General features: G+C 64.8%; 21 protein-coding genes. 11 read left to right on the top strand and 10 right to left on the bottom strand.

The window, feature by feature from the left end:
• Positions 1-135 precede the first annotated feature (135 nt).
• Complete coding sequence (locus ACDI39_RS11960; protein WP_253167773.1) at positions 136-1,380, top strand: MFS transporter; 1,245 nt, start codon at positions 136-138, stop codon at positions 1,378-1,380.
• A gap of 22 nt (positions 1,381-1,402) precedes the next feature.
• On the opposite strand, the gene ACDI39_RS11955 is transcribed toward ACDI39_RS11960, so the two are convergent.
• Together ACDI39_RS11955 and ACDI39_RS11950 are read right to left on the bottom strand one after the other, a co-directional pair.
• A complete protein-coding gene (locus tag ACDI39_RS11955; protein WP_225787975.1) occupies positions 1,403-2,950 on the bottom strand; it encodes an AmpG family muropeptide MFS transporter in 1,548 nt (515 codons plus the stop codon).
• Between the two features lie 43 nt (positions 2,951-2,993).
• Positions 2,994-3,347 (bottom strand): MGMT family protein, encoded by a 354-nt coding sequence (locus ACDI39_RS11950; RefSeq protein WP_225787976.1) that lies wholly within the window; start codon positions 3,345-3,347, stop codon positions 2,994-2,996.
• Between the two features lie 153 nt (positions 3,348-3,500).
• On the opposite strand from ACDI39_RS11950, the gene ACDI39_RS11945 reads away from it, so the two are divergent.
• The 10 genes from ACDI39_RS11945 to ACDI39_RS11900 all read left to right on the top strand — a co-directional run bounded on the left by ACDI39_RS11945 (position 3,501) and on the right by ACDI39_RS11900 (position 12,421).
• A complete protein-coding gene (locus tag ACDI39_RS11945) occupies positions 3,501-4,508 on the top strand; it encodes a DUF481 domain-containing protein (protein ID WP_486538738.1) in 1,008 nt (335 codons plus the stop codon).
• Positions 4,509-4,732: 224 nt separating this feature from the next.
• Positions 4,733-5,464, top strand: a complete 732-nt coding sequence (locus ACDI39_RS11940; protein WP_486538736.1) for a HugZ family pyridoxamine 5'-phosphate oxidase — start codon at positions 4,733-4,735, stop codon at positions 5,462-5,464.
• Positions 5,465-5,530: 66 nt separating this feature from the next.
• Positions 5,531-5,992, top strand: coding sequence for an FxsA family protein (locus tag ACDI39_RS11935; RefSeq protein WP_225787979.1), 462 nt, complete (start codon positions 5,531-5,533; stop codon positions 5,990-5,992).
• 334 nt (positions 5,993-6,326) lie between these two features.
• Entirely contained in the window at positions 6,327-6,620 is a 294-nt protein-coding gene (locus ACDI39_RS11930; RefSeq protein WP_225787980.1) for a co-chaperone GroES, read from the top strand.
• 48 nt (positions 6,621-6,668) lie between these two features.
• Positions 6,669-8,309, top strand: coding sequence for a chaperonin GroEL (groL, locus tag ACDI39_RS11925; RefSeq protein WP_225787981.1), 1,641 nt, complete (start codon positions 6,669-6,671; stop codon positions 8,307-8,309).
• A gap of 387 nt (positions 8,310-8,696) precedes the next feature.
• Positions 8,697-9,380 carry a two-component system response regulator ColR gene (gene colR / locus ACDI39_RS11920; protein ID WP_186553893.1) on the top strand — a complete coding sequence of 228 codons (684 nt, stop codon included), beginning with the start codon at positions 8,697-8,699 and terminating at the stop codon, positions 9,378-9,380.
• A complete protein-coding gene (locus tag ACDI39_RS11915; protein ID WP_225787982.1) occupies positions 9,370-10,698 on the top strand; it encodes a sensor histidine kinase in 1,329 nt (442 codons plus the stop codon). Before colR ends, ACDI39_RS11915 begins: the two co-directional genes overlap by 11 nt.
• Before the next feature lie 107 nt (positions 10,699-10,805).
• Positions 10,806-11,486, top strand: coding sequence for a class I SAM-dependent methyltransferase (locus tag ACDI39_RS11910; protein WP_253080347.1), 681 nt, complete (start codon positions 10,806-10,808; stop codon positions 11,484-11,486).
• A 6-nt stretch (positions 11,487-11,492) separates the two neighbouring features.
• Positions 11,493-12,194 carry a lipopolysaccharide kinase InaA family protein gene (locus ACDI39_RS11905; RefSeq protein WP_225787984.1) on the top strand — a complete coding sequence of 234 codons (702 nt, stop codon included), beginning with the start codon at positions 11,493-11,495 and terminating at the stop codon, positions 12,192-12,194.
• Positions 12,191-12,421: a hypothetical protein gene (locus tag ACDI39_RS11900; RefSeq protein WP_225787985.1), complete on the top strand. Its 231-nt coding sequence runs from the start codon at positions 12,191-12,193 to the stop codon at positions 12,419-12,421. The genes ACDI39_RS11905 and ACDI39_RS11900 overlap by 4 nt, the downstream gene beginning before the upstream one ends.
• Before the next feature lie 38 nt (positions 12,422-12,459).
• Here ACDI39_RS11900 and ACDI39_RS11895 read toward each other — a convergent pair whose 3' ends face one another.
• The 8 genes from ACDI39_RS11895 to ACDI39_RS11860 all read right to left on the bottom strand — a co-directional run bounded on the left by ACDI39_RS11895 (position 12,460) and on the right by ACDI39_RS11860 (position 25,277).
• Complete coding sequence (locus ACDI39_RS11895) at positions 12,460-15,516, bottom strand: multidrug efflux RND transporter permease subunit (RefSeq protein WP_225787986.1); 3,057 nt, start codon at positions 15,514-15,516, stop codon at positions 12,460-12,462.
• 13 nt (positions 15,517-15,529) lie between these two features.
• A complete protein-coding gene (locus ACDI39_RS11890; RefSeq protein ID WP_253080348.1) occupies positions 15,530-16,678 on the bottom strand; it encodes an efflux RND transporter periplasmic adaptor subunit in 1,149 nt (382 codons plus the stop codon).
• Between the two features lie 239 nt (positions 16,679-16,917).
• Positions 16,918-18,015 carry a DUF1513 domain-containing protein gene (locus ACDI39_RS11885; RefSeq protein WP_225787988.1) on the bottom strand — a complete coding sequence of 366 codons (1,098 nt, stop codon included), beginning with the start codon at positions 18,013-18,015 and terminating at the stop codon, positions 16,918-16,920.
• A gap of 2 nt (positions 18,016-18,017) precedes the next feature.
• On the bottom strand, positions 18,018-19,082 hold the full coding sequence (locus ACDI39_RS11880; RefSeq protein WP_225787989.1) for an imelysin family protein: 1,065 nt from the start codon (positions 19,080-19,082) through the stop codon (positions 18,018-18,020).
• Positions 19,083-19,098: 16 nt separating this feature from the next.
• Positions 19,099-20,526, bottom strand: a complete 1,428-nt coding sequence (locus ACDI39_RS11875) for a di-heme oxidoreductase family protein (protein ID WP_253091120.1) — start codon at positions 20,524-20,526, stop codon at positions 19,099-19,101.
• Between the two features lie 242 nt (positions 20,527-20,768).
• Positions 20,769-22,106 (bottom strand): imelysin family protein, encoded by a 1,338-nt coding sequence (locus ACDI39_RS11870; RefSeq protein WP_253080351.1) that lies wholly within the window; start codon positions 22,104-22,106, stop codon positions 20,769-20,771.
• A gap of 146 nt (positions 22,107-22,252) precedes the next feature.
• Positions 22,253-24,304, bottom strand: coding sequence for a putative bifunctional diguanylate cyclase/phosphodiesterase (locus tag ACDI39_RS11865; RefSeq protein WP_225787992.1), 2,052 nt, complete (start codon positions 24,302-24,304; stop codon positions 22,253-22,255).
• Positions 24,305-24,680: 376 nt separating this feature from the next.
• On the bottom strand, positions 24,681-25,277 hold the full coding sequence (locus ACDI39_RS11860) for a superoxide dismutase (protein ID WP_084855819.1): 597 nt from the start codon (positions 25,275-25,277) through the stop codon (positions 24,681-24,683).
• Between the last annotated feature and the right edge of the window lie 99 nt (positions 25,278-25,376).

The following is a 25,376-nucleotide window of genomic DNA, read 5'->3' as shown; positions in this document are numbered from 1 at the left end:
ATGTGGGAGCGGGCTTGCCTGCCAAGGGCGCGCGAGCGGCCCCGATCCCATTCACCTCATTACACTTGTTCACAGCCCCGCACGGCCATTTCTGGCATACAGGCTGTTCCCCGCCGTTCCAACCTGACGTCCATCATGAAACCATTGCTGTATATCTCGCCCCTGCGGGCCCTGCTGTTCGGCCTCACTCTGGCCCTGTTCGAATTGCTGACCTACCTTGCCAGCGACGCGGTCATGCCTGCCATGCCGGTGGTGGTCGACGATCTGGCCGCCAGCCCCGAATTCATTCCCCACGCCCTGAACCTGTACCTGCTCGGTGGCGTGCTCCTGCAATGGCTTATCGGCCCACTGGCCGACCGCTACGGGCGACGTCCGCTGTTGCTGGCCGGCTGCGCCTTCTTCGGCCTGGCGTGCCTGGCCACCTACTGGGTCCATGACATCAGCCTGTTCAACCTGCTGCGCCTGCTGCAGGGCGTTGGCCTGGGCTTCGTGGTCACTGTCAGCTACCCGGCGCTGAACGAGGCGTTCAGCGAGGCCGATGCGGTCCGCATGATGGCGTTGCTGGCCAATATCGCCCTGCTGTCACCGCTGCTCGGCCCACTGGTAGGCACCTTGCTGCTGCAGTGGCTCGACTGGCGCTGGCTGTTCCTGGCTTTCGCCGCCGGCGCGGTGCTGACCTGGCTGCTGCTGTACCGGCTGATGCCGGAAACCCTGGGCGTGGAGCGCCGCGACGGCTCGCGTCTGGCATTCACGCCGATCCAACTGCTGCCCTTGCTGCTCGGTTATGGGCAATTGCTGGCCAACCGCCGTTTCGTTGCCGGCAGCGCGGCCCTGGGCCTGGTGGGCCTGCCGCTGATCGGCTGGATCGGCCTGTCGCCGGTGCTGCTGATCCACGACGAGGGGCTGAGCACGATGGAATACGCGCTGTGGCAGTTACCGGTATTCGCCGGGCTGATCCTTGGCAACCTGATCATCAACCGCATCGCCGACCGCTACCCGCTGCCCAGCCTGGTGCGTGGGGCCCTGTGGCCCTACCTGGCGGGCTTGTGCCTGATGGTGCTGGCGACTTGGTACTGGCCGACGGTGACCAGCGTGGTGGCGGGGATGTCGCTGTATGCCCTGGGCCTGGGCGTGGCCAATGCGGTGCTGTACCGCATGACCCTGTTCGCCAGTGAGCAGAGCAAGGGGCTGGTGTCGGCCATGCTGGGGATGATCACCATTGCCCTGCTGGGGCTGGGCGGTGCGGTGCTGGCGATGCTGGGGGCGGGGGCGAGCCTGCTGCACTTCGCGCTGGGGGCGGGCATTGCCGGTGCGCTGGCTCTCTGGCCGCTGTGGTTCGTGGTGGGTGGGCGCCAGGACGAAGGTGCCGTGGCGCAGTGACCTAGGAAAAAGCGGCCCTGCGTCAGGGCCGCTCGGCTGCGGAACTCTCCACCGGCTCCTGCTTGCCGGGCCCCACTTCCTGCCGCCACTGCAGGGCGATCAGGATCAACGTCGGCACGCCCAGCAGGGCCGTGATCAGGAAGAAGTCGTGGTAGCCGAACTTCTCCACCAGCACGCCGGAGTAACCACCGATCAAACGTGGCAGCAGCAGCATGATCGAGCTGAGCAGGGCGTACTGGGTGGCGGAGAACTTCAAGTTGGTCAGGCTCGACAGGTAGGCGACGAACGCCGAGGTGGCCAGGCCGGAACTGAAGTTGTCCAGGGAGATGGTCACCACTAGCATCTTCAGGTTCGGCCCCATGTCGGCCAGCATCAGGAACAGGATGTTGGTCGCCGCCGAGGCGGCGCCACCGATGAACAGGATCGGCAGGATACCGAAGCGCACGATCAGCAGGCCGCCGGCCCCGGCGCCGACCAGGGTCATGATGAGGCCGAAGATCTTGCTGACGCTGGCGATCTCGTCCTTGGTGAAGCCCATGTCGATGTAGAAGACATTGGCCATCACCCCCATCACGGTGTCCGACATGCGGTAGGTGGCGATCAGGCCGAGCAGCAACAGGGCTTGCCAGCGGTAGCGCAGGATGAAGTCGTTCACCGGTGTCAGCACCGGCGCCAGGCCACGCCGGCCCAGGGACGACAGGCACGCCCAGGTCAGCAGGACATAGAGCAGCAGGCGCAGGAAGGCGCGGTCTTCGAGCAGCAGGTCGAGCGGGGTCGCGTCGCCGGACACCACGCTGCCCCAACCGGTGTTGAACAGTTGGGTGAAGCTGGCCGGCACCGACACCAGCAGGATGATCAGCACGAACACCGACGCCAGTTGGTGAACCAGCCCGTAGCGCGCTGCCGACAGCTGGGTGCGCAGGGGCACGGGGGGCTCGCGCATCACCAGGGTGGTGAACACCGCCGGCAGCATCAGCACGCCGAACAGCACATAGGTACCGGTCCAGGCCTTGTGCAGGTAGCTGAAGCCGGTGGAGCCGAACCATTCGGCGAAGAACAGCGCGCCGGCGGTGGCGAGCAGGGCGGCGACCCGGTAGCCGGCCATGTAGCTGGCGGCCAGGGCCGCCTGGCGCTGGTCGTCGGCGATCTCCAGGCGGTAGGCGTCGACGGCGATGTCCTGGGTGGCCGAGGCGAAGGCGACCAACACCGCCAGGGCGATCAGCCACGACAGGTGCTTCTGCGGGTCGCACAGGCCCATGCCGACCAGCCCCACCACCACCAACACCTGCGACAGCAGCAGCCACGAGCGGCGTCGGCCGAGGCTGCCCAGTACCGGCAGGCGCCATTGGTCGAGCAGTGGTGACCAGACCCATTTGAAGGCATAGGCCAGGCCGATCAGGCTGGCGTAGCCGATGGTCTCGCGGGCCACGCCGGCCTCTCGTAGCCAGACGGAGAGTGTGGAGAACACCAGCATGTAGGGCAAACCGGCGGCAAAGCCAAGCAGCAGGAGCACCAGGGTCGATGGGCTGGCATAGGCAGCGAGCGCAGCGCGCCAGGTTTTACGGGGCATGGGCCAACATCTGCCTCAAGTTTGCGAAAACAAAACGCGCACTCTAACCGCTGTGCTCCATTGGACGCCAGCCATGACGCGACATATCCACACGATTATTGGCCACATTGACGCCTTCTGCGCGCAGCCTGGCCCGCTGTTCGTCGCCCGATGGCGTGCCCAGCGCCAGGCTCAGTCGACCGCCGGCCCCCAGCACCCGGTGCCAGGGCAGGCGGGTATCCGGCGGCAGTTGCCCAAGGGTACGCCCGACCCAGCGCGCCGCCCGCCCCAGGCCCGCCAGTTCGGCCAATTGGCCGTAGCTGACCACCTTGCCGGCAGGGATCTGGCCCAGCACGGAATACAGCGCCATTCGTCGGGCCTCGGCATCTTCCGGGGGGACGCGAGAGTTGCCGGACATCAGGGCTGCCCTGGCCTGGAGATGAAAACGGACAGGCGGTCGTGGCAAATGAGAGTGGAACTCAACGGCATGGTCTGGGTCTGTCCTTGCTCTGGTCGTGGGTATCTGGATAATGCCCGGCTTTTTTCGTCAAATCGAACCCGTAGTCCGCTTATGTATTCTAGAACCTTGCTTTGCCTGATCGTCGCCTCCCTCTGTGCCCCTGCGTTCGCCGATACCGTGTGGATGAAGAACGGCGACAGGCTCAGCGGCACCATCAAGGTGTTCGATGGCGGCAAGCTGCTGCTGGAAACACCCTACGGCGGCGCCATCGCCCTGGACTGGAAGCAGGTGCAGACCCTGGAGAGCGACCAGGAGTTGCTGGTCAAGCAGGACGCCTACAACGGCGAGAAGACCAAGTCGCTCAAGGCCGCCGAGCCGGGCAAGGTCACCCTGGCCAATGGCGATGTGCCCAAGACGGTGGAGCTGACGAGCATCGAGCAGATCATGAAGCCCCGGCCGCTGGTCGAGGATTTCCTGTGGAAGGGCAACGTCGACCTGGCCATGGACTATAAGCGCGCCGAGAACGACACCGACGACTACGACGTGAGTTTCAAGAGCACCGCCCGCCATGGTCGCTGGCGGCACAACGCCGAAGGCGAGTACAACCGCGAGACCAAGGACGACATCACCACCACCAACAACTGGAGTGCCGAATACGCCCTGGACCGTTTCATCACCGACAAGTGGTTCTGGCAGGGCCGGCTGGAGTACAAGCGTGACCACATCGAGGACCTGGCTCGCCAGCGCACCGTGGGTACCGGCCCTGGCTACCAGTTCTGGGACGACGAGTTGGGTGCCTTCTCCCTCGGTTCGCTGATCAACCGTACCGACTTCGAGTACCGGGACGGCGGCAAGGACAACTTCTATGCCGCCGCGGTGAAGTGGGACTACAACCGCTACCTGATCGGCAAGAGCGTCCAGCTGTTCACCAACGGCGAGTTCGGCAAGCCCCTGGGCGGTGTGGCCGACTACTCGCTGGATGCGGAGGTGGGCCTGCGCTACAAGGTCACCGAGTGGGCCTCGCTCAACCTCAAGGCGGAGAAGGATGTCATCAGCGGCACCCGCGACAGCGACCTGGACAAGACCCGCTATACCGCCGGCTTCGGGGTCACCTGGTAGCGGGCAGCCGCAAGCTCCGAGCCGCAAGCTGCAAGAAAAAGCGGGTGTAGCGCCCAATACCGGTCAGTCAGGACTTTCCATGTGGGGCTGCAACGCAGCCCAATGTCGCTCAACTGGCTGGCATCGGGTGGAGCCCCCCACTTTTGGCAACACACCGCCTTGCTTTTTCTTGCAGCTTGTAGCTTATAGCGGGTAGCTGATTTCCATTCGCCAGGAGCCCTGTAGTGAGTACCAACGCCAACCGTCCCGCCCGGGAACTGCTGCTCAAGGAGTACCGCGGTGTTCTCTCGACCCACTCCAAGTCCATGCCGGGTTACCCCTTCGGTTCGGTGGTGCCGTACTGCCTGGATGCCCAGGGCCACCCGCTGATCCTCATCAGCCGTATCGCCCAGCACACCCACAACCTGCAGAAGGATGCCAAGTGCTCGCTGCTGGTGGGCGAGCGCGACGCCGAGGACGTCCAGGCCGTGGGCCGCCTGACGGTGATGGCCGAGGCGCGCAAGCTCACTGACGCAACTGCCATCGAGGCGGCGGCCGAGCGCTACTACCGCTATTTCCCCGAGGCCAGCAACTACCACAAGGCCCACGATTTCGACTTCTGGGTGCTGGAGCCGGTGCGCCATCGCTACATCGGTGGCTTCGGCGCGATCCACTGGCTCGACCAGGTGACCCTGGCCAACCCGTTCGCCGGCAAGGCCGAAGCGAGCATGATCGAACACATGAACAGCGACCACGCCAATGCCATCGCCCACTATGTCGAGCTGACCGACCTGCCGCGCACCGCAGCGGCCGAGATGGTCGGCATCGACAGCGAGGGCATGCACCTGCGTATTGGCCAGGGGATCTACTGGCTGGCTTTCCCGACGACCTGCAATACGCCGACACAAGTTCGCGAAGCCTTGGTTTTGCTGGCTCGCGCCGAGCAATGGCCGGCTTCGACTGAAGTCGAGGGTTGAAATAGCGAGCGCACGCATCCATCTGATGGTCTTACTGGAAGGTTGTCTTCCGCCGAGGATCCCTTGATGCGTGCTTTTTTATTGCTGTTCCTGATTTTCCCGGTGCTGGAGCTGTTCGTCTTCGTCAAGGTCAGCGCCGCCATCGGTTTCTTCCCGGCGTTGCTGCTGATCATCGCCGGTTCTGCCCTGGGTGTGCTGGTGATGCGTCTGGCCGGGTTGGCCACCGCCCTGCGCGCCCGTGAGAGCTTGCAGCGTGGCGAGCTGCCCGCCGAGGACATGTTCCAGGGCCTGATGCTCGCCGTCGGCGGTGGCCTGCTGTTGCTGCCAGGCTTTATCAGCGACGTGCTGGGCCTGCTCTGCCTGCTGCCGTTCACCCGCCACCTGGCTGCGCGCAAGCTGCGCCAGCGCGCCGAAGCCCAGGCCATGCGCCAGCGGGCGTTCCAGGACGATCCGTTCCAGGCCCGGCCGGATGCCGGTCATCGTCCCAACGTGATCGAGGGCGAGTACGAGCGTCGCGACAACAAGTAGATACCCACTCGCGGCGCTCCGGTATCCCGGCAAACCCGCTCCCCCAGGTTCGGCGCTGACCTCGAGCAAGCGCTGGACCAGGGGAGCGGGTTTGCCACGAATGGGCCAGTGAAAAATCCGTTGCCGGGCGATTCGGTGAAAAATTTTCTCGGAGAAGCCTTGTAATTGATTTTGCCGACCACATGTATGGGTCACCGCAAGGTTTCTGGTGGGTTTCCACCAGACATGACACAGAGGGTTCGCCTGGTGCGGGCCCTCACCGGCTACGCCGGAAGCCTCAACCCGCCGGTGTCGACACCGGCCGATGAAAACCACACTTTGGGAGAGATCGACAATGAAGCTTCGTCCTCTGCATGACCGCGTCGTCATCCGTCGCAGCGAAGAAGAATCGAAAACCGCTGGCGGTATCGTCCTGCCGGGTTCGGCCGCTGAAAAACCGAACCGCGGCGAAATCGTCGCCGTCGGCACCGGTCGCATCCTGGACAATGGCGAAGTGCGCGCACTGGCCGTGAAAGTGGGCGACCAGGTGGTTTTCGGCCCTTACTCGGGCAGCAACACCGTGAAGGTCGATGGCGAAGACCTGCTGGTGATGAGCGAGAACGAAATCCTCGCCGTCATCGAAGGCTGATCAACCCCGGTTTCCGTTATTCCAGAAGAATTCAAGGATTAAACGATCATGGCTGCTAAAGACGTAAAATTCGGCGATTCCGCCCGCAAGAAAATGCTCGTTGGTGTCAACGTCCTGGCTGACGCGGTAAAAGCGACCCTGGGCCCGAAAGGCCGCAACGTGGTCCTGGCCAAGAGCTTCGGCGCGCCGACCATCACCAAGGACGGCGTTTCCGTCGCCAAGGAAATCGAGCTGAAGGACGCCTTCGAGAACATGGGCGCCCAACTGGTCAAGGAAGTCGCTTCCAAGGCCAACGATGCTGCCGGTGACGGCACCACCACCGCTACCGTCCTGGCCCAGGCCATCGTCAACGAAGGCCTGAAGGCCGTTGCCGCCGGCATGAACCCGATGGACCTCAAGCGCGGTATCGACAAGGCCACCGCCGCCATCGTCGCCGAGCTGAAGAACCTGTCCAAGCCGTGCGCCGACTCCAAGGCCATCGCCCAGGTAGGCACCATCTCCGCCAACTCCGACACCTCCATCGGTGAAATCATCGCCGAAGCCATGGAAAAAGTCGGCAAGGAAGGCGTCATCACCGTCGAGGAAGGTTCGGGCCTGGAGAACGAACTGTCCGTTGTCGAAGGCATGCAGTTCGACCGTGGCTACCTGTCGCCATACTTCGTCAACAAGCCGGACACCATGGTTGCCGAGCTCGAAAGCCCGCTGCTGCTGCTGGTCGACAAGAAGATCTCCAACATCCGCGAACTGCTGCCGGTGCTGGAAGCTGTCGCCAAGGCCGGCCGTCCGCTGCTGATCGTCGCCGAGGACGTCGAGGGCGAAGCCCTGGCCACCCTGGTGGTCAACAACATGCGCGGCATCGTCAAGGTCGCGGCCGTCAAGGCACCTGGCTTCGGCGACCGCCGCAAGGCCATGCTGCAGGACATCGCCACCCTGACCGGCGGCCAGGTCATCTCCGAGGAAATCGGCCTGACCCTGGAGTCCACCACCCTGGAGCACCTGGGTAACGCCAAGCGCGTCATCCTGTCCAAGGAAAACACCACCATCATCGACGGCGCTGGCGCCGACGCCGACATCGAGGCTCGCGTCAAGCAGATCCGTGCCCAGATCGAGGAAACCACCTCCGACTACGACCGTGAGAAGCTGCAAGAGCGCCTGGCCAAGCTGGCTGGCGGTGTTGCCGTGATCAAGGTCGGTGCCGGCACCGAAGTCGAGATGAAAGAGAAGAAGGCTCGCGTCGAAGACGCCCTGCACGCCACCCGTGCAGCCGTCGAAGAAGGCGTCGTGCCTGGCGGCGGTGTCGCCCTGGTGCGTGCCCTGCAAGCTGTCGCTGACCTCAAGGGTGACAACGAAGACCAGAACGTCGGTATCGCCCTGCTGCGTCGCTCGGTCGAAGCCCCGCTGCGCCAGATCACTGCCAACGCTGGCGACGAGCCGAGCGTGGTGGCCGACAAGGTCAAGCAGGGTTCGGGCAACTACGGCTACAACGCTGCTACCGGCGAGTACGGCGACATGATCGAGATGGGTATCCTGGACCCAGCCAAGGTCACCCGTTCGGCGCTGCAGGCCGCAGCTTCGATCGGTGGTCTGATGATCACCACCGAAGCCATGGTCGCCGACCTGCCGGAAGACAAGCCGGCTGCAGGCATGCCTGACATGGGCGGCATGGGTGGCATGGGCGGCATGATGTAAGCCAGCCTCACCCGCTGCACATGAAGAAGCCCCGCCTCGTGCGGGGCTTTTTCATTGTGGCTGCCTGGGGATATTCCGCTGTTCGGCCTTGGGGCTGCTGTGCAGCCCATCGCCGGCAAGCCGGCTCCCACATTAGGGTGGCGCCAGGCCCGAGGACAGTGGTGAAGCCTGGGAGCCGGCTTGACGGCGATAGGGCCGGTACAGACACCACAAGACCGTTGCTCCCACATGCCCCTGCGAACCCCATCATAGTGATCGACTCGAACCCTGTGGGAGCGGGCTTGCCCGCGAATGGGCCGCGCAGCGGCCCCAAGGCTGGCGCCTCGGCCACGATGGCCGTAAGCTGCGCCTGCCGCGCCCCGCGAAAGCGCCGCACAGGAGACCCCGATGCGCATTCTACTGGTTGAAGACAACCGCGATATCCTCGCCAACCTGGCCGACTACCTGGGCATGAAGGGTTATACCGTCGACTGTGCCCAGGACGGTCTGTCCGGGCTGCACCTGGCCGCCACCGAACACTACGACCTGATCGTCCTCGACATCATGCTGCCCGGCATCGATGGCTACACCCTGTGCAAGCGCCTGCGCGAGGACGCCCGCCGCGACACCCCGGTGATCATGCTCACCGCCCGCGACCAACTGGACGACCGCCTGCAAGGCTTTCGCTCCGGCGCCGACGACTACCTGCTCAAACCCTTCGCCCTGTCGGAGCTGGCGGCGCGCATCGAGGCGGTGCTGCGCCGTTCCCAAGGGGGCGGCCGGCGGACCCTGCAGGTCGCCGACCTCAGCTACGACCTCGACACCCTGGAGGTCACCCGCCAGGGGCGCCTGCTCAAGCTCAACCCGGTCGGCCTCAAGCTGCTCGCCGTCCTGATGCAGAAGAGCCCGCACGTGCTGCGCCGCGAAGTGCTGGAAGAGGCCCTGTGGGGCGATGACTGCCCCGACAGCGACAGCCTGCGCAGCCATGTGCACCAGTTGCGCCAGGTGATCGACAAGCCGTTCGACAAGCCCCTGCTACACACCGTACATGGCGTCGGCTACCGCCTCGCCGAGGGTCGCGATGGAGTTTAAGCAGAGCCTCGCCCAGCGCATCATCATCGCCTTCGCGCTGATGAGCGCCCTGGTCGCCGGGGCCTTCGCCTTCGGTATCGTCGCCACTGTCCACCTGGTCGAGGAGCGGCTGATCTCCGCGGTGCTCGGCGGGGACCTGCAGCGCCTGCTGCGCATGGACAGCATCAGCGACTGGAGTCACCGGCCGCGCCCCGACCAGTTGTTCTACTTCAGCGGCGGTCGCGACGACTTCGAACTGCCCAAGGACCTGCGCCACCTGGAACCAGGCTTTCACGAAGTGTTTCGCGACCAGCTGTCGTACCACGCCATGGTCGAGGTGGTCGATGGCCGCCACTACGTGCTGCTGCAGGACCAGAGCGATTTCGAGGAGCGCGAGCGGGTGTTGTTCGCGGTCGTGGTGGTGGGCTTCGTGCTCAGCCTGGCGCTGGCGGTGATCCTCGGCTGGCTGCTGGCCCGGCGGGTGATGGCGCCGGTGATCCGCCTGGCTCGCCAGGTCCGTCACCGTGACCAGTTGCTCGGCCTGGCGCCACCCTTGGCGCCGGACTACGCGGCGGACGAGGTCGGCCAGTTGGCGGCGGCCTTCGACGATACCCTGGGCCGGCTGCGCGACGCCTTGACCCGTGAGCGGTTGTTCACCAGCGATGTCAGCCATGAGCTGCGCACCCCGCTGATGGTGCTGGCCACCTCCTGCGAGCTGTTGATGGAGAACCCGGCCCTGGACAGCCGCTCCCGCAACCAGGTAGAGCGCATCGCGCGGGCGACCGAAGAAATGCGCGAGCTGGTCAAGACCTTCCTGATGCTGGCCCGGGCCCAGCGTGACGAGGGGGCCATCGCCTCGCGGGCGACCTTGTGCGAGGTCGCCGACGACCTGATCGGGGTCTGGCGCGACACCATCGAGCAGAAGGGCCTGACCCTCTACTACGATGGCCGCGTCAGTGCCAGCCCGGTGCTGTACAACGCCACGTTCCTGCAGTCGGTGATGGGCAACCTGTTGCGCAATGCCGCCCACTACACCGACAGCGGCTACATCCGCCTGAGCCTGGAGCCCAACGGTTTCAGTGTCGAGGACAGCGGTGTGGGGATCCCCGAGGAGCAGCGCGAGGCAATGTTCCGCCCCTTCGTGCGCGGCGACGAGCGCCGGGGCGAGGGGCTGGGGCTGGGGCTTTCGCTGGTGCAGCGGATCTGCGACGACCAGGGCTGGCGGGTCACCCTGACGGCCACATTGCCCCATGGTTGTCGCTTCCAGGTGGACCTGAGCCAGGGCAGCGCACCGGCCCCAGACACCGAGACGCGCGACCAGTCACCTGCTTCCCGGTAACTTTCTGAAAAATCCTACGGTGCATCTGACAGATTTTTCACACTTGCATGACCTGATTCCAACGTGCAGCTGCCTAAAGTCGGCGCACTGGAATCAGGAGATGTTCAATGCGAGGCCCCATCAAACTTGAATTTTCCGAGAAGTACGACGAGCAGCATGCCCGCGAATACTTTCTCAAGCACCAGGATGGCTTGGCGCGTCGCCTCTCTCACCACCGTGACGAACAGCTGGCCAGGCGTGCCCTGGCGCTGGCCGGCGAACCGGGCCTGGTCCTGGACCTGCCGTGCGGTGCCGGCCGTTTCTGGCCATTGCTGGCAGAAAAGCCCAACCGAGTGATCATCGGTGCCGACAATTCCGAGGCGATGATCGAGACAGCCTGTGCCTCGCAATCGCCAGAGGTGGTGGCACGGGTACGGCCTTTGCAAACGTCTGCCTTTGCCATCGACCTGCCCGACAACGCGGTAGACAGCATTTTCTGCATGCGGCTGTTCCACCACATTGGCGAGGCGGCCCATCGCAAGACAATTCTTTCGGAGTTTCAGAGGGTTAGCCGCGACAGCGTGATCCTGTCGCTGTGGGTGGATGGCAATTTCAAGGCATGGCGGCGCAGGAAACTCGAGCAGCGACGCAAGAGCAGGGCAGAGCAGGGCAGCTACCAGAACCGTTTCGTGTTACCGGTGGACACGGTCGAAGAAGAATTCGTGACAGCCGGGTTCAGAATTCAGGAACGTCTGGACTTCTTGCCGTTCTATGCCATGTGGCGAGTGTATGTGTTGCGCAAAGGGTAGGTTTGCATGGCTGTAGCCGAAAATAGAATGTCGCGGTTCGAGTATTACTGGCAGCAGCAGGGCGAGTGGGTCGAGGAGCCCAACCAGCGCCGCGGCGGCGAGAGTGGCGTGCAGCGCCTGAACGACGAACGCGGGCAAGTGCTGTATGCCAAGCGCCAGGTCGGGCATATCTACCGGAGCCTGCTGCATCCGTTCGGCCGGCCGACGGTGCTGCGCGAGCTGGATGCCCTGCACAGTTTCGAGCGGCTCGGTGTGCGTGTGCCGCGCATCGTCTTCGCCGGTGCCAGGCGGGATGACGATCGCCAATGGCGTGCCCTGCTGGTGAGCGAGGCCCTCGATGGCTTCGTCGAACTGGATACCTGGCATGCCGAAGGGGCCCGGGAGCGTTATCCCCAGGCCGTGCACGAACGTATGCTCAAGGACCTGGCCGACAACCTGGCGCGCATGCACCTGGGGCATTGGCAGCATGGTTGCCTGTATGGCAAGCATGTCTTCGTCAAGGTCAGCGGCGAAGGCGAGCGCGCCCGAGCCGAAGTGGCCCTGCTGGACCTGGAGAAGTGCCGGCGGCGTATCCGCTGCCAGCGCGCGGCCTACAACGACCTGCGTCAGTTGCGGCGCCATTCGTCACTCAATGAAGCGGAATGGCAGACACTGCTCTACTTTTACCAGATGGCGTTTGGCAGCGCTGTCAAAGGGTTAGAGCAATGAAACTAGAAATCGCTCGAGCTTTGTTCCTGTTGGCTGCCCTGGCGGTGACCACGGCGGCGGTGGCGGCCTGGGAAGAACCGCGGCCGGCAGTGTTCAGCAAGGCAGAGATGGGCGGGCAGTGTCCCTTGCCTCGGGTAGTGGTCAAGCAGCAGGTCCAGGCCCAGCCGGACCACGACCTGTTGTTGTTCCTGTTCGGCCTGCGCCAGGGCCTGCGGCCGCTTGGTTGAGCGAGCGCTCATCTACCTCAGCGGGTAGATGAGCCCCCTCAGCGGGCCTGCACCTCGCGTTTCTCTCCCGCCGCCACCGTCCGGTGCGCCAGCAACGTATAGATGCAGGGCAACACGAACAAGGTGAACAGCGTGCCGATGGACATCCCGGTCGCGATCACCATCCCGATGTCGAACCGGCTGACCGCCCCGGCGCCGCTGGCCAGGATCAACGGCACCATGCCGAACACCATGGCCGCAGTGGTCATCAGCACTGGCCGCAGACGAATGGCCGCTGCCGCCTCGATCGCTTCGCGAACGCCCAGCCCTTTCTCCTCGCGCAACTGGTTGGCGAACTCGACGATCAGGATCCCGTGCTTGCTGATCAGCCCGATCAGGGTCACCAGGCCCACCTGGGTATAGATGTTCATGCTGGAAACCCCGAGGAACAGGGGCAGCAGCGCGCCACAGATCGACAGTGGCACCGTCACCAGGATCACCAGCGGATCGCGGAAACTCTCGAACTGCGCCGCCAGCACCAGGAAGATGATCGCCAGCGCCAGGCCGAAGGTGACCCACAGCGCGCTACCTTCCTGGACGAACTGTCGCGCCGCCCCGGCATAGTCGAAGGAGAACCCCTCCGGCGCTTCCTCCCGGGCGATCGCCTGCACGGTCTGGATCGCTTCGCCCATGCTGACCATGGGCACGCCCTGGATGATCGCCGAATTCAGTTGTTGGAACTGGTTGAGCTGACGCGGACGGGCGCGATCGCTCAGGGTGATCAGGGTCGACAGCGGCAGCAATTGGCCCTGGTCGTTCTTCACGTAGTAGTTGTTCAGCCAGCCGGGATTGTCACGAAACGGCCGTTCGACCTGGGAGATCACCTTGTAGCTGCGGCCTTCGAGGGTGAAGCGATTGATCTCCGCCTCGCCCAGCAGGGTCGCCAGGGTCCCGCCCAGGATATCCATTGAAACGCCCATTTGCGCGGCCTTGGCCCGGTCGATGTCGACCACCACCTCGGGTTTGTCGAAGGCCAGGTCGATGTCGAGGAAGGCGAACTTGCCCGAGGCCTGGGCACGGTCCTTGACGCGCTGGGCCACCTCCAGCAGCGCCGCATAGTCGCCGGCGGTGTTGATCACGAACTGGAATGGCAGGCCCTCGCCGGTGCCGGGCAGCGAGGGCAGGTTGAAGCCGAAGATCTGCAGGCCGCCGATCTCCTCCAGCTCGGCCTGCACCAAGGGCAACAGCTCCATCTGGGTACGCTCGCGCTCGTTCCAGGGTTTGAGCAGGAACCCGCCGATACCGGTCTGTACGCCGTTGAAGCCGTTGATCTGGAACGATGAGTAGTACTCGGGGAAGCGCTTGAACAGCGGTGTGAACTCATCGGTGTAGGCGTTGAGGTAGTCGAGGTTGGTCGGCTGCGGCGAGTTGCTCATCATGAAGATCACCCCCTGGTCCTCGTCCGGCGCCAGTTCGTTGTGGGTGAACATCAGCAGCACCGGGATCAGGCACAGCACGATCACGGCGAACACCAGCACCACCGGACGACTCTCCAGGGTGCTGTGCAGCAGGCGCTGGTAGCGGTCCTTGAGGCGGTCGAAGATCAGGTCCAGACGATGGGCCAGGCCGCTGGGGTTCTGTTCGTGGCGCAGCAGCAGGGCGCACATCATCGGCGACAGGGTCAGGGCGACGATGCCGGAAATGATCACCGCGCCGGCCAGGGTCAACGCGAACTCCTTGAACAAGGCCCCGGTCAGGCCCTCGAGAAAGCCGATGGGGGCATACACCGCAGCCAGGGTGATGGTCATCGACACCACCGGCATGGCGATCTCCCGCGCGCCCTCCAGGGCAGCTTCGAAGGGCGTCTTGCCTTCCTCGATATGGCGGTGGATGTTCTCCACCACGACGATGGCGTCATCCACCACCAGGCCGATGGCCAGCACCATCGCCAGCAAGGTCAGCAGGTTCAGCGAATAGCCCATCACCTGCATGAAGAACAGCACGCCGATCATCGACAGGGGGATGGTCACCACCGGGATCAGCACCGAGCGCAGGGCGCCGAGGAACAGGAACACCACGACGATGACGATCAGCACCGCCTCGCCGAGGGTCTTGATCACCTCGTCGATGGAGGCCTGGATGAACAGGGTGGCGTCGTAGGCGATGGACACCTTGAGGTTAGACGGCAACTGGCTTTCCAGGTCGGGCATGATCCGCCGCACTTCCTTGATCACCTCCAGCGGGTTGGCCGCTGGGGTGGCCTTGATGCCGATGTACACCGAGGGGATGCCATCGAACGAGCTGACCGTGTCGTAGTTCTCCGCGCCCATCTCGACCCGTGCCACATCGCCCAGCAGCACGCGGCTGTCGCCTTCGGTCTTGAGGGGCAGGGCGGCGAAGGCCTCGGCGGATTTCAGTTCGGTGGCGGCGTTGATGCTGGTGACCACGTACTCGCCCTTGACCTCGCCGGCGGCGGAGAGAAAGTTGTAGCGCCGTACCGCGTCGGTCACGTCGGTGGCCGAGAGGCCGAAGCCGGCCAGCCGCACCGGGTCGAGCCAGATACGCATGGCGAACACCTGGTTGCCGAGGATTTCCGCCTCGGCCATGCCCGGCAGGGTGGCGAGCTTGGGCTGGATCACCCGCGACAGGTAGTCGGTGATCTGCGGGTTGTTCATCTGCTGGCTGTAGAAGCTGATGTACATCAGCGCCGAGGCGTCGGCCGCCTCCTTGCTCAGCACCGGGTCCTCGGCGTCCTGGGGCAGTTCGTTGCGTACCTCGTTGGCCTTGGCCAGCAGTTGGGTGAACAGGCGGTCGCTGTCGGCGCCGATGCGCGCGTAGACGGAGATCACCGAGAAGTTCTGCCGGCTCACCGAGGTCATGTAGTCGATGCCGTCGGCGCTGGCCAGGCTTTGTTGCAGCGGCTGGGTGATGTAGCCCTGGATGGTTTCGGCGTTGGCCCCGGGGTAGGCGGTGGTCACCGTGATCAGGGCATTTTCCATCTGCGGGTACTGGCGGATCTGCAGCTTGCTCCAGGCCTGGAAACCGAGCAGCAGGATCAGCAGGCTGACCACGCTGGCCAGGACCGGGCGGCGGATGAACGGGTCGGTGAACGCCATGCCTGCCTCCTGTTCAGTCGGCGCCGGGGGCGCCCTGGTCGTCCTGCTCGAGAGGTTTGTCCGCGCTGATGCGGATGGCCGTGCCCGGGGTCAGCTTCAGTTGCCCGCCGGTGACCACCTGCTCGCCGGCCTCGAGGCCTTCGCTGATCACCACCAGCCCATCGCGGCGCTCGCCGGTGCGTACCGTACGCTGTTCGGCGATCAGCGTCGGCTGGCCATCGTCCTGCTGCGCCTGCCGGTCCTCGCTCTGCTTCCTGGTGACCACATAGACCGAGTTGCCATAGAGGGTGTAGGTGATGGCGCTTTCCGGCACCACCACCTGGGGACGCGGGTCGGGCAACAGCACCTGCAGGTTGGCGAACATGCCTGGCAGCAGCTTGCCGTCGGGGTTGGCCAGGGTGGCGCGGACCAGCAGGTTACGGGTGCTTTCCTCGACCTTGGGGTTGATGGCGCCGAGGCGGGCGGGGAAGGTCTGGCCCGGGTAGGCCGGCACCTGGACCTGCAACGACTGGCCAAGGCTCAGGTGCGGCAAGGCCTGTTCGGGCACGTTGAAGTCGACATAGAGGCTGGAGAGGTCCTGCAGGGTGGCGATCACCGTGCCGCTTGCCAGGTAGTCGCCGATATCTACCTGGCGGATGCCGATGGTGCCGCTGAACGGCGCGTGGATGCGCTTTTTCGCCAGCGATGCCTTGAGCTGCTCGACCACGGCCTGGTTGCGTCGGTACTGGGCGGCCAGGCGGTCGAACTCGCCACGGGAGATGGCCGCATCGCCCACCAGTTGGCTGCCGCGGCCGAAATCCACCTTGGCCAGGCCCAGGTCGGCCTGGGCAGTGCGCAGCAGCGCGGCTTCCTCGTCGCTGTCCAGTTGCAGCAGCAACTGGCCGGCCTTGACCTGCTGGCCGGAGTCGAAGTGCAGCGACTTGACCGTGCCCGCTACCTCCAGGCTCAGCTCCACGCCCTGGAACGCCTTGAGGCTGCCGACCGCGGGCAGGCGCTCCTGCCACAGGCGTCGCTCGGCCATCGCGGCAGGCACGCTGACCGGTGGTTTCGGGGCAGAGAACACCTGGATCTGCTGGTAGATCGAGAAGGCCTTGATGCCCCCCAGGGCCAGTACGATCAGCAGGACCACGGCCAACATGATCAGCATGCGGCGGCGCAGCATAAGTCCGGTTCCTTGGATGCGTAGTTGTTGTTCGTCTGGCACGACAACGGGCGATCCTGCCCACGTGCGAATGGGGGAAGTATTGCCTGTTTTGGCGGGAGAGGGAAAGGACAAGACACCGATGCCGTGCTGGCGCGGTCCAGTCGGACAGTCGAGCGGTGGTGTATGTCCTGGACCGCCTTGCGCGGCATCGTGGCGCCGAACTGCCGCGAACAGGGCCGCTCAGGCGCCGAAAATACTCAGGTCAGATGCAGGTGGTTGTCCCAGAACCCGGAGGGCAGGTCCATCGGCTGCCCGACCAGCTCTCGCTTGCGGCAATCATAGAAGCGGCAACGCCCCTGCCCGGAGGTGACCACGAAACCATCCTTCACCGCCCCCACGCCGGCACAGTCGGGCATCGGTGCATCGAGCTTCACCGCGCCGCTGTCCAGGTCCCAGATGAACAGGCGGTTGGCCCGTGGCGCGGTCAGCGCCACCAGGCGCAAGTCGCTGTGCAGGGCGACGCTGGCGGTGTACTGGGCCATCGACTGCAACTGCCGCTCGGGCACCGGGAAGGCCTTGAACGGCTCGCCAGGGCGCTTGATCGCCAGCAGCTCGGCGGTTTCCTCGGCATCGCCCATGAACTGCTGGCAGGCGACGATGGTGCCGTCGCTGCCGACTGCCAGGTGACGCACGCTGTTCATCTGCTGGGCGAGAGTCTCCTTGCTCAACAGGGTGCCGTCGCGCTGCATCAGCACCAGGCTCGGCTCCATGGCGTCGAGGTTCATCTCCACGCGGCTCTCGGCCTCGGTGCGGATGCCGCCGTTGGCCACCACCAGGGTTTCGCCGTCGGGTAGCCAGCACAGTTCATGCGGGCCGATGCCATGGGTCGGGATCTCGCCGCTGTGCACCAGGCGTTCGCCCTCGAAGCGGTAGATGCCGAGCACGCCACGCCCCGGGTCGCGGGTGTCGTTCTCGGTGGCGTACAGCCATTGGCCGCTCTTGTGGATCACCGCATGGCCATAGAAGTGCCGGTCCGGTTGCGAGGCGACGGTCTGCAGCAGGCGCCCGTCGCGCAGGTCGACCAAGTAGCTTTCGGTGCCGGGGCGGCGGGCGACGAACAGGGCGATCGGCAACTCGGGATGGTCGATGATGGCATGGCAACGCTGGGCCACCTGGGTGGCGAACACCTGGGTACCGTCCAGACGGTAGCCGACCGCATAGTGCCTGCCGTCGCCATCGTCGCGCGCCGAGAGCAGCAGGGGTTCGCTGCCTTTGTTGCGAAACAGGCTCCAACCGCCCAGGGTCAGGGCGCTGAGCAACACGCTACCGAGTTTGAGGGCCTGGCGTCGCAGCATGATCAGTCACCGTCGTTGGCATTGAAGCCCAGCTGGATGTTCAACGCCTTGGCCAGCTCGCCCTCGTGCAGGCGGTGGACGACGTTGAGGCTGTCGTAGATCTGGTTGAGGGTCTGCTTGCCGGCGTCGTCGGCGAGCAGCTCGCCCAGGGTCTTCTGGTTGTCGGCCAGCAGTTTGACAGAGGTGGCGTAGGCGTCGTCGATCTTTTCCGCCAGGGCGGCCTGGTCCTTGCCCAGCAGGCCACGCAGGCCCTGGTTGTCGACCCCGGCCCAGAGCGCCTGGGCTGCCTTGAGGCTGGCCTCCAGGCTCTTGAGCGAGGAGTGGCTGCGCCAGGCCTCGGCCTGCAGCGGCTGGGCGATGCCCTTGCTCTGCCGGCCCATGGGGGCGCCGAGCTTCTTCTTCAGGGTATCCAGGGCGGTGACCTGGGCCCGCAGCAGGTCGGCGATCGCCTCGTGGGAGTCGGCGTAGCGCTGGTTGGGGAACTTGGTCATCTGCGACAGCATGCCGTCGGTGCTGTTCCAGCCCTTGAGGATTTCTTCGGCCAGGGCCTTCTGGTGCTCGCCGATGGCCACCAGCAGCGGGCAGTAGCGGGCCTTCTGCTCGGGGGTGGCAACGTCCGGCTTGCTGTCGAACAGGATGTACTCGTAGGCCGAGAGGCCGCGTACCACCACGCTGGCTTTGCTCAGGGCCTGGGCATCGATCGGCTTGTCGCCATTGACCAGTTGCTCGACCTGGCGGCCGACCAGGTTCTTCTTGTCTGGCCAGAACTGCACCTGCCAGGCGCGATTGCCCTCGGCCAGCGGGCCGACCAGCAGCGGCTGCAGCTCGGCCCAGGCCTTCTGGGCATTGAGGAAGTCGGCGCGGGCGGTCTCCAGGGAGGCCTTGCCTTCGCAGTAGGCCAGGGCACTGGCGGCAAGCGCGCGGTCGGCTTCGACCCAGCGGCTGTAGGTCGGCAGGATCACCTGCTTGGCGATGGCGGCGGAGGTCACCGCCTGCGGGTCTTGTGGCGAGCAGGCGCCCAGGGCGAGTGCGGCGAGGCTGGTGAACAACAGTTTGGGTCGGAACATGCCCGGCTCCTTGCGCTTAAAGTGAATTCAGGAACGCCAGCAGCGCTGCGCGTTGCTCGGCATCGAAGGTCAGAACATGGTTGCGCGCCGCTTCGGCTTCGCCGCCGTGCCAGAGCACGGCCTCGAGCAGGTTGCGGGCGCGGCCGTCATGGAGGAATTGGGTGTGGCCGCTGACCGCTTCGGTCAGGCCGATGCCCCACAGGGGCGGGGTGCGCCAGTCCTGGCCACCGGCAGCGAATTCGCTGCGGTTGTCGGCCAGGCCCGGGCCCATGTCGTGCAGCAGCAGGTCGCTGTAGGGGCGGATCACCTGGTTGGCCAGCTCCGCTTCGCTGGCATCGGCGGCGGTGGTGAACTGCGGGGTATGGCAGCCCTGGCAGCCGGCCTGGAAGAACAGGGTCTTGCCAGCCAGCACTTGGGGGGCATCGACGTCGCGGCGCGCTGGCACGCCGAGGTTGCGGGTGTAGAAGGTGACCAGGCGCAGGATGTTGTCGCTGACCTCCTTCTCGCCATCGGCGCCATCGCCGTTGGGTGCGGCCAGGCAGTCGGCCTGGGTCGGGGTGCAGTCGTCGACGGGTTGCAGGTGGGTGGTCAGGCCCATGTCGCCGGCGAAGGCGTGGACGTTCTGCTGGTTGACGTTGGGCTGGCCGGCCTTCCAGCCGAAGCGGCCGAGCACGGTCTTGCCCGTGGCCTGGTCCCAGACCTGGTTGGGCCGGCCACGGATGCCGTCGCCGTTGCCGTCGTCCGGGTCGGCGTTGGCCAGGATCGCCGCCTCGGGGATGGCCTCGAGCAGGCCAAGGCCGATCATCGGCGGCGCCACCCGGGCGGAGAAGTGGGTATCGGGGTGCATCGGCCCGTAGCCGAGCTGGGTGATCTGCAGGCGCGGGCGGCGCAGCTCGACCTGGTGGCCGTCCTCGAAGGTCACGGTTTCAGGCGTGTATTCCACCCGCACCTTGCCCTCCGGGGCCACGCCGGGGACGGCCATGTCCTGCAGCTGGGTGCCGTAGACCGGCTCCGGGACCACGCCCAGACGCTCGATTTCCTTGGCGTACTGCGGCTGATCGGGGATCGACAGGCGAACCAGCATCGACACCGCGTTGCGGGCATCGGGTTCGGGGGGATGGCCGCGGCCGTCGCGTACGTGGCAGTTCTGGCAGGCGTTGGTATTGAACAGCGGGCCGAGGCCGTCGCGGGCGGTGGTGGTGGAAGGGGCGATCACCCACGGGTTGCGGAAGAAGCTGTTGCCGACGCTGAAGTCCAGGCGCCGCTCCGGCGAGAGGTTGGCCGAGGGCAAGGAGAAGGCGTTGCGGTCGCTGCGCTGCACCGTTGCCTTGCCGCCGGAAAGGGCCTCGCCGGGTTCGGCCTGGGTGAAGCGCGGGGCGTCGTCACAGGCAGCCAGGGTGGTGGCCAGCAGCAAGGGAAGGAGTCGGAACAGCGACGAGGACATCGAGGATCCTGGGTGAGCGAAAAACCGGCGTGCAAGCTTAGCAGGCCGAGGGGGTTTGAATAAGAGCAATTTGCGTTTGCTGGATGAAATCCTTGTCAGTTGGCGGGGGGGGCGGGGGCTTGCTCCAATGCCATTGGCCGCCATCGGGGCGCGAAGCGGCCCCAGCATTTACCTAGCCCATGAGGTTCGGATAATGAAAAAGGCGGCCCGAGGGCCGCCTCTGTCGAACCACTGCACCAGGATCAGAACTCGTGATCGGCGGTGTCCGGGTTCAGGTTGGCGATGCCCAGCTTGCCAGCGGCCTGTTCGATCGCGCCGGTCTGCTTGACCAGCGAGGCGATGGCGTCGCGGACGATCTGGTTGCCGGCGGTGTTGTCGGCAGCGATCAGCTGGTCGTAGTGCTCACCCTTGAGCGCGTGGTCGACGATCACCTGGATCTTCGCCTCGGTGGCCTCCAGGTCAGCCTTGAGGGTCGCGTCGGTGGCTGGGTCGATCTTGGCCACCAGCTCCGACAGGCTCGGACCGGTCATCTTGGTGCCGTCGACGCGGGTGTACTCGCCCAGGTAGACATTGCGGATGCCCTTGGCGTCGTAGAAGTGCGAGTAGTGGGTGTTGTCGCTGAAGCAGTCGTGCTCGTCTTCTGGCGAGTTGGCCTCCAGGGAAACCTTCATGCGCTCGCCGGCCAGCTCGCCCAGCGACAGGCTGCCCATGCCGAACAGCATCTTGCGCAGGCCATCGGCCACCGGTTCGGCCTCCAGCTTGGCGCGGTAGTTGTCGGCGACGTTCGGCGCCCAGTTGCCGACCATTTCTTCCAGGTCCTTGACCAGCAGATCGGTGACGGCCTTCAGGTAGGCGCGGCGACGCTCGTTGTGGCCTCCGGTGGCACCCTTGCCTTCCAGGTAGTCGGAAGCCGGACGGTTGCCTGCGCCTGGGCCGGTGCCGTTGAGGTCCTGGCCCCACAGCAGGAACTCGATGGCGTGGTAACCGGTGGCGACGTTGGCCTCGGAGCCGCCCAGCTCGTTCAGGCTGGCCAGTTTCTCGGGGGTGATGTCCTTGACGTCGATCTTGTCTTCGCCCACCTGGATCTCGGTGTTGGCGATGATGTTGGCGCTGGCCGCCGGGTTGCCCAGGGCGTGCTCGTAGCTCTTGTCGACGTAGTCGATCAGGCCTTCGTCCAGCGGCCAGGCGTTCACCTGGCCTTCCCAGTCGTCGATGATGGTGTTGCCGAAGCGGAAGACTTCGCTCTGCAGGTAAGGAACGCGAGAGGCGGCCCAGGCTTGCTTGGCGGCTTCCAGGGTTTCATCGTTAGGGGTGGCGAGGAACGCGTCGATGGCGGTCTGCAGGGTCTTGGCGGTGCTCAGCGAATCGCTGTAGACGGCATGGACGATCTCGGCGTAATGCTTGACCACGGCCTTGCCGGCCGTTTCGTCGACAGCCCCCGGCGCCGCGGCGTTGGTGCTGGCGGCAGCAGGTGCCTGGGCTTGCGGAGCGGCAGCCTTTTCATCCTTGCCTTCGCCGCAACCGGCGAGGGCGATGGCGATGGCCAGCAGACTGGCGGAGGCCAGAGGCATTCGAATCATTGTTGGTTTCCTGCGTCGTGTGGTTGGACTGTGTGCCGGGGCACGCGAAACCGCCACATAATGCGAAAGATTTGCATTTTGTGTAAAGGGGCGGTTGCGCATTTCATCAAGATTGGTCGTTTTCGCGAGCCCCCCTGGCGACGAGGTTAGAGCGCGCTCACCTGGTTGCGGTGCGCCTGCTTGAGGTAGAGGGTCAGCTCGCGGGCAGACAAGGGCTTGCTGTAGTGATAGCCCTGACCCTCATGGCAGCCCTGGGCGATGATGTAGCTCTCCTGCTCGGCGCTCTCCACGCCCTCGGCGATCACCTGCATGCCCAGACTCTTGCCCAACTGGATGATGGCCCGGACGATGGTGGCGTCGTCGTCATCGTCGAGCAGGTCCTGGACGAAGCTCTTGTCGATCTTGATCTTGTCCAGCGGCAGCGACTTCAGGTAGCTGAGCGAGGAGTAGCCGGTACCGAAGTCGTCGATGGCGATCAGGGCACCGGAGCGGCGCAGGCTGATCAGGTGTTGGGCGGCGGTGCTGATGTCTTCCATCAGGCCGGTCTCGGTGACTTCCAGCTCCAGGCTGCGCGGAGGCAGGCGGTAGATCTGCAGCAGGTTGTTGACCACCCGTGGCAGCTCGCTGTGGTGCAGTTGCACGGTGGACAGGTTGACCGCCATGCGCAGTTCGCTGAAGCCCAGGTCGTGCCATTCGCGCAACTGACGGCAGGCCTGGTCGAGCACCCATTCGCCGATGGCGATGATGTTGCCGTTCTGCTCGGCCAGGGGAATGAACTGGTCCGGCGGGACCATACCCAGCTCCGGATGCTGCCAGCGCAGCAGCGCCTCGACGCCGACCACGCGGTGGTCGCGGTAGCTGACCTGCGGCTGGTACACCAGGTACAGCTGGTTGCGCGGTAGGGCCTCGCGCAGGTCTTTTTCCAGTTCGCGGCGCCGGCGCATCTCGCTGTCGACGCTGGCGACATAGAACTGGTAGCGGTTGCGCGAGCGGACCTTGGCCAGGGTCATGGTCTGCTCGGCTTTCTGTAGCAGCTTCTCGGTGCTGTCGCCATCCTCCGGGAACAGGGTGATGCCGATGGTGGCGCGCAGGCGGATCTGCTGGTGGTCCAGGGCGAATGGCACCTCCAGGTCGTCGAGGATGCTCTGGGCCAGCTCGGCCGCCTCGTAGGGCTGCTCGATGTCGGCCTGCACCAGGGCGAACTGGTCGCCACCCAGGCGGGCGAGGGCGCCGAGGCGGCCACTGTGGGCGCGCAGGCGGTCGGCCAGGGCCAGCAACAGTTGGTCGCCGACCTGGTAGCTGAACTGTTCGTTGATGCCCTTGAAGTCGTCGAGGCCGACGCACAGTACCGCCACCCGACGCTGCAGGCGGCCGCCATCGACGAGGATCTTGTCCAGCTGCTGCTGCAGTTGCTGGCGGTTGGGCAGGCCGGTGAGAAAGTCGTACTGGGCCATGCGTTGCAGGCTGTTCTCGGCCTCGTGGCGCAGGTGGGTGTTGCGCTCGATGGAGGCCAGCAACTGGTTGGCGGTGTTGATCCACAGGCCCAGTTCGTTCTTCTCGTGGCCCTTGAGCAATGGCAACTGGTGCTGGCTGGGACGGTCGGGGTTGATCTGGGTGAGGTGCTCGATGATCTTCGACAGCGGCTTGGTCAGCAGCCAGTGATAGACCAGGTACAGCACCAGGCCCATGGCCAAGGCGCGCAGCACGCCGGCGATGAAGATGATCACCGCGTTGATCAGGAAGCCCTTGCCATAGTTGGCGGTGTCCAGGGTGATGCTCAGGTCGCCGTAGTACTCGCTGTAGGGGCCACGGCCGACCAGCGGGGTGGTGAAGGTGCGTTCCTGGCCGAGGATCGGGTCGGTCAGCCAGCGCAGGGACATGTCCTGTAGCGGGCGGGACTTTTCCGCGAGCATGGTTTCGTTGGGATGACCGATGGAAGCCATGCGCACCGACTCGTCCTGGAACAAGCCTTCCATGACCTGCATGCCCATCTCCCGGTCGAGGCTGTACACCGCCTGGGTCGATGGGTCGCGGAACATGTCGAGGATGCGCTGGGCGTCGGTGTTCACCGCCTGGCGGGTCTTGTAGGCGTCGTAGACGATCTGCGCACAGCTGAGAACGACACCGACCGCCAGCGCCGAGAGCAGCACGACCCTGAGCAACTTGACCGATAAGCTGTTCCGAAATTCCAGCTTCAAGGGGAGTTCCTTAATCCATGCGCGTGCCATTATTTTGCCATTGTCCCTGGCAGTACACTATCGACCGATTGCCACGGTAGAAAGGGCCCTTGGCAATGTATCGGTTGCGCGGCCCTGCGACTTGAGTGCGCTACGTCAGCTTTCCAGATGTTTGATGTTAGCGTGCTATCCGCCTGGGGCAAGAGCGGGCGGTTCGTGGGTGAGCCGCGAGCTTTCAGCTTCAAGCTTCAAGCCACAAGTGAAAGCGGATCGTGGGCGTTTCTCTTGCCACTCCTGATAGGGAGATCCCCAGCGCGTCTTCAGGCGCTCTGTGGACAAAAAAAATCCGATGCCAGTCGCCCGGCATCGGATGTTTCAATTCAAGATGCCCAGAGCATCAGGCCTTGAAGGTGTTCCCTTCGAACTGCTGGGCGACGAAGTCCCAGTTGACCAGTTGCCAGAACGCCTCGACGTACTTCGGACGCAGGTTGCGGTAGTCGATGTAGTAGGCGTGTTCCCAGACGTCGCAGGTCAGCAGCGGGGTGTCGCCGCTGGTCAGCGGGTTGCCGGCGCCGATCGTGCTGGCCAGAGCCAGGGAGCCGTCGGCCTTCTTCACCAGCCAGCCCCAGCCGGAGCCGAAGGTGCCGACGGACGTCTTGGTGAACTCTTCCTTGAACTTGTCGAAGGAGCCGAAGGCCTTGGTGATGGCATCGGCCAGGGCACCGGTCGGCTGGCCGCCACCGTTTGGCGACAGGCAGTTCCAGTAGAAGGTGTGGTTCCAGACTTGAGCGGCGTTGTTGAAGATGCCACCCGAAGAGGTCTTGACGATCTCTTCCAGGGTCTTGCCTTCGAATTCGGTGCCTGGGACCAGGTTGTTCAGGTTCACGACATAGGTGTTGTGGTGCTTGTCGTGGTGATACTCCAGGGTTTCCTTGGAGATGTGCGGCTGCAGGGCATCGTGGGCGTACGGCAGCGGCGGCAATTCAAAAGCCATGGTAGATCTCCTGATTCAGGTCTGTTTGCGGTTTGCGCAAGGCCGATCACGGGCGGCCCGATGAGCGTCGGCGAGTTTGTACTCTTTGCGACGCAAGGG

This window comes from Pseudomonas sp. Tun-23181, assembly GCF_057415455.1.
The sequence above is the reverse complement of the archived record's forward strand: the minus strand, read 5'-3'. Positions and strand labels throughout refer to the sequence as shown.

Bases quoted from the DNA above. Each gene is read 5' to 3' on its own strand.
- ACDI39_RS11875 (WP_253091120.1), bottom strand. From the start codon at position 20,526: ATGTCCTCGTCGCTGTTCCGACTCCTTCCCTTGCTGCTGGCCACCACC.
- ACDI39_RS11955 (WP_225787975.1), bottom strand. From the start codon at position 2,950: ATGCCCCGTAAAACCTGGCGCGCTGCGCTCGCTGCCTATGCCAGCCCA.
- colR (WP_186553893.1), top strand. From the start codon at position 8,697: ATGCGCATTCTACTGGTTGAAGACAACCGCGATATCCTCGCCAACCTG.
- ACDI39_RS11960 (WP_253167773.1), top strand. From the start codon at position 136: ATGAAACCATTGCTGTATATCTCGCCCCTGCGGGCCCTGCTGTTCGGC.
- ACDI39_RS11880 (WP_225787989.1), bottom strand. From the start codon at position 19,082: ATGTTCCGACCCAAACTGTTGTTCACCAGCCTCGCCGCACTCGCCCTG.
- ACDI39_RS11950 (WP_225787976.1), bottom strand. From the start codon at position 3,347: ATGTCCGGCAACTCTCGCGTCCCCCCGGAAGATGCCGAGGCCCGACGA.
- ACDI39_RS11945 (WP_486538738.1), top strand. From the start codon at position 3,501: ATGTATTCTAGAACCTTGCTTTGCCTGATCGTCGCCTCCCTCTGTGCC.
- ACDI39_RS11885 (WP_225787988.1), bottom strand. From the start codon at position 18,015: ATGCTGCGACGCCAGGCCCTCAAACTCGGTAGCGTGTTGCTCAGCGCC.
- ACDI39_RS11895 (WP_225787986.1), bottom strand. From the start codon at position 15,516: ATGGCGTTCACCGACCCGTTCATCCGCCGCCCGGTCCTGGCCAGCGTG.
- ACDI39_RS11900 (WP_225787985.1), top strand. From the start codon at position 12,191: ATGAAACTAGAAATCGCTCGAGCTTTGTTCCTGTTGGCTGCCCTGGCG.
- ACDI39_RS11860 (WP_084855819.1), bottom strand. From the start codon at position 25,277: ATGGCTTTTGAATTGCCGCCGCTGCCGTACGCCCACGATGCCCTGCAG.
- ACDI39_RS11915 (WP_225787982.1), top strand. From the start codon at position 9,370: ATGGAGTTTAAGCAGAGCCTCGCCCAGCGCATCATCATCGCCTTCGCG.
- ACDI39_RS11905 (WP_225787984.1), top strand. From the start codon at position 11,493: ATGGCTGTAGCCGAAAATAGAATGTCGCGGTTCGAGTATTACTGGCAG.
- ACDI39_RS11935 (WP_225787979.1), top strand. From the start codon at position 5,531: ATGCGTGCTTTTTTATTGCTGTTCCTGATTTTCCCGGTGCTGGAGCTG.
- ACDI39_RS11890 (WP_253080348.1), bottom strand. From the start codon at position 16,678: ATGCTGCGCCGCCGCATGCTGATCATGTTGGCCGTGGTCCTGCTGATC.
- groL (WP_225787981.1), top strand. From the start codon at position 6,669: ATGGCTGCTAAAGACGTAAAATTCGGCGATTCCGCCCGCAAGAAAATG.
- ACDI39_RS11930 (WP_225787980.1), top strand. From the start codon at position 6,327: ATGAAGCTTCGTCCTCTGCATGACCGCGTCGTCATCCGTCGCAGCGAA.
- ACDI39_RS11910 (WP_253080347.1), top strand. From the start codon at position 10,806: ATGCGAGGCCCCATCAAACTTGAATTTTCCGAGAAGTACGACGAGCAG.
- ACDI39_RS11870 (WP_253080351.1), bottom strand. From the start codon at position 22,106: ATGATTCGAATGCCTCTGGCCTCCGCCAGTCTGCTGGCCATCGCCATC.